At 68.0% G+C, this 3429-nt stretch carries 3 protein-coding genes; all 3 read right to left on the reverse strand.

The window, feature by feature from the left end; translation table 11 throughout:
• Positions 1-1457: DNA gyrase subunit B (locus ACFDTC_RS17905; RefSeq protein WP_375260234.1), on the reverse strand; the 1457-nt coding region annotated here is incomplete at its 3' end.
• 115 nt (positions 1458-1572) lie between these two features.
• The gene (gene recF / locus ACFDTC_RS17910) at positions 1573-2673 is read right to left on the reverse strand and encodes a DNA replication/repair protein RecF (RefSeq protein ID WP_375260235.1); all 1101 of its coding nucleotides are present in this window, start codon (positions 2671-2673) and stop codon (positions 1573-1575) included.
• Positions 2674-2743: 70 nt separating this feature from the next.
• Positions 2744-3429: DNA polymerase III subunit beta (gene dnaN / locus ACFDTC_RS17915; RefSeq protein ID WP_375260236.1), on the reverse strand; the 686-nt coding region annotated here is incomplete at its 5' end.

Here is a 3429-nt window from a genome sequence, read left to right on the forward strand (position 1 = left end):
ATGCCGGTGCCCAGCGCCATCACCAGGTTGCCGATCTCCTGGCTCGCCAGCATCCTGTCGAAGCGCGCGCGCTCGACGTTCAGGATCTTGCCCTTCAGGGGCAGGATCGCCTGCGTGCCGCGGTCGCGCCCGGTCTGGGCCGAGCCACCGGCCGAGTCGCCCTCGACGATGAACAGCTCGGTCTTGGAAGGGTCCTTCTCGGAGCAGTCCTTGAGCTTGCCGGCCAGAAAGTTCACGTCCATAGCCGACTTGCGGCGCGTCAGTTCCCGCGCCTTGCGCGCCGCCTCGCGCGCCTGCGCGGCCTCGACGATCTTGCCGACGATGATCTTGGCCTCGGCGGGGTTCTCCTCGAACCACTCCGACAGCTTCTCGTTCACCAGGTTCTCGACCGCGGGTCGGACTTCGGAGCTGACCAGCTTGTCCTTGGTCTGGCTCGAGAATTTCGGATCGGGCACCTTGACCGACAGAACGCAGGTCAGACCCTCGCGCGCGTCGTCGCCGGTAAAGCTGATCTTCTCGCGCTTGGCGATGCCGGTCTCGGTCGCGTATTTCTGGATCGTGCGCGTCAGCGCGCCGCGAAAGCCCGCCATGTGCGTGCCGCCGTCGCGCTGCGGGATGTTGTTGGTGAAGGGCAGCACCGTCTCGTGGTAGCTGTCGTTCCACCACATGGCGACCTCGACCACGATGCCGTCGCGCTCGCCTTCCATGTGGATCGGCTCGGGCATGACCGACTGCTTGGAGCGGTCGAGGTACTTCACGAACTCCCTGACGCCCCCGTCGTAGTGCAGCTCGATGCGCAGCGGCTCGGCCGGGCGCTCGTCCTCGAGCAGGATGCGTACGCCGCTGTTCAGGAACGCCAGCTCGCGCAGGCGCTTCTCCAGCGTGTGGAAATCGTATTCGAGGTTGCTGAACGTGTCGGTCGAGGCGAGGAAGCGCACCTCGGTCCCCTTCTCGCCGTTGGCGTCGCCGGTCACGCGCAGGTGCTCGATCGTCTCGCCGTGCGAGAACTTGGCGAAATGCTCCTTGCCGTTGCGCCAGACGCGCAGCTCCAGCCAGACCGACAGCGCGTTGACGACCGAGACGCCGACGCCGTGCAGGCCGCCTGACACCTTGTAGCTGTTCTGGTCGAACTTCCCGCCCGCGTGCAGCTGGGTCATGATGACCTCGGCCGCGCTGACGCCTTCCTCGGTGTGCATGTCGACGGGGATGCCGCGACCGTTGTCGCGCACCGAAACGCTGTTGTCGGCGTGGATCTTGACGGCGACGAAGTCCGCGTGGCCTGCCAGCGCCTCGTCGATGCCGTTGTCGACGACCTCGTAGACCATGTGGTGCAGGCCACTGCCGTCGTCGGTGTCGCCGATATACATGCCGGGCCGCTTGCGAACGGCCTCCAGACCCTTGAGAACCTTGATGGAATCCGCGCCGTATTCTTCGGGTGCGCCTGCGGGCTCGGCCATGAACCAATCCTTTGATCGTGTCTGGCGCTGTATAAGCGTGCAACGGGGGAATGTCACGCGGCAGGCACCAGATTTGGGGCCTTGGACGGCATTAAAAACAAGGGGCGGCGTTCGCTCAGGGGCCGGGAGTGACCCGGCTTTCGCCGCCCTCGTCGGTGACGGTGACGGTGAAATGCTGCGCGCGTTCCCCGAGATCGGCGAACAGTTCAGGCCCGGTTCCGGTCATCCAGGCCTGCGCGCCCAGCGCGCAGATCTCGTCGTAGAGCGCGGCGCGCCGTTCGGCGTCCAGATGCGCCGCGACCTCGTCCAGCAGCACCAGCGGCGGCGCGCCCTCGTCCTGCGCCAGCGCGCGGGCGTTGGCCAGGATCAGCGAGATCAGCAGGGCCTTCTGCTCGCCGGTCGAGCAATCGACCGCCGGCACGTCCTTGGCGACAAAGACCGCGGCCAGGTCGGTGCGGTGCACGCCGACCAGCGCGCGGCCCGCCGCCATGTCGCGCGACCGGCTGTCGGCCAGCGCGTCCCGCAGGTCGGCCTCGGTCTCCGGAAGCCCCCCCTCGGACTGGACCAGCGCCAGGGCAGTGACTGGAAACGCCGTCTCGGCCTCGGCCTGGGCGCGGACTAGCCGTTCGACCGTGGCCTGTCGATTGGCATGCAGCACCGCGCCCGACCGCGCCATCTGCGTCTCGAGCGCGTTGTACCAATGCGTGTCGCGGATCTGGTCCTTCAGCAGGCGGTTGCGCTGGCGCATGGCCTTCTCGTAATCCAGCGATGCCTGAGCATGGTCGGGAAAGAACGACAGCGCGGTACGGTCCAGGAAACGCCGCCGCCCGTCCGCCCCCTCGATCCATAGCCGGTCCATGCTGGGTACCAGCCAGACCGCCCGCGCGATCCGCCCCAGCGCCACCTGCGACGCGGCCTTGTCGTCGATCGCGACGGTCCGCGCCCCGCCGTCCGAGGCGAAGGCGATCTCGTGCGTGGTGCCTGCCGTCGTCAGCTCGCCGCGCACCTTCCAGCCCAGCGTGCCGGGCTTGCGCGCCATGTCCTGCGCGGCCGCGCGCCGCAACCCGCGCCCCGGCGAGAACAGCGACACCGCTTCGATCAGATTGGTCTTGCCCGCGCCGTTGGGCCCCGACAGCGCGACGGGGCGCGCATCCAGCGCCAGCCGCGCCTGCCGGTGCGACCGGAAATGCGACAGGGCGAGGCTGGACAGGTGCACCCCGCCGCTCCTTCACTTTGGCCCAAGAACTACCGGGGGCGCCGATCCGCAGGATCGGCCCTTGCCTGGCTCAGACGCGCATCGGCATGACGACGTATACCGCGCTGGTGTCGGATCCTTCGCGCATCAGCGTCGGGTCACCCGACGAGTTGAACAGGAAGACGGCGTTCTCGCGGTCGACCTGGCTCGCGATCTCCAGGAGGTACTTCGCGTTGAACCCGATCTCCAGGCGCTCGTCCGAATAGGCGACTGCCAGCTCTTCCTCGGCGGCGCCGCTATCCGGCGCGTTCACCGACAGGATCAGGCGATCCTCGTCCAGCTGCAGCTTCACCGCGCGCGAGCGTTCCGAACTGACGGTCGCGACCCGGTCGACCGCCTTGGCGAAGTCGCTGGCATCCACCTCAAGCCGCCGCGTATTGCCCTGCGGAATCACGCGCGTGTAGTCGGGGAAGGTGCCGTCGATCACCTTCGACGTCAGCGTGATGTCCGGCGTGGCGAAGCGGATCTTGGTTTCCGACACCGACACGGCGATGTCGGCCTCGCCGTCGTCCAGCAGCTTGCGCAGCTCGCCCACCGTCTTGCGCGGCACGATCACGCCCGGCATGTCCTCGGCGCCCGCGGGCAAGGGCGCGTCGATGCGCGCCAGCCGATGGCCGTCGGTGGCCACGCAGCGCAGCATGCGGCCGTCCTCGGCCTCGGCGACGTGCATGTAGACGCCGTTGAGGTAGTACCGCGTCTCCTCGGTCGAGATGGCGA

The sequence above is a fragment of the Citreimonas sp. genome (assembly GCF_042096055.1).
GTDB lineage: Bacteria > Pseudomonadota > Alphaproteobacteria > Rhodobacterales > Rhodobacteraceae > Citreimonas.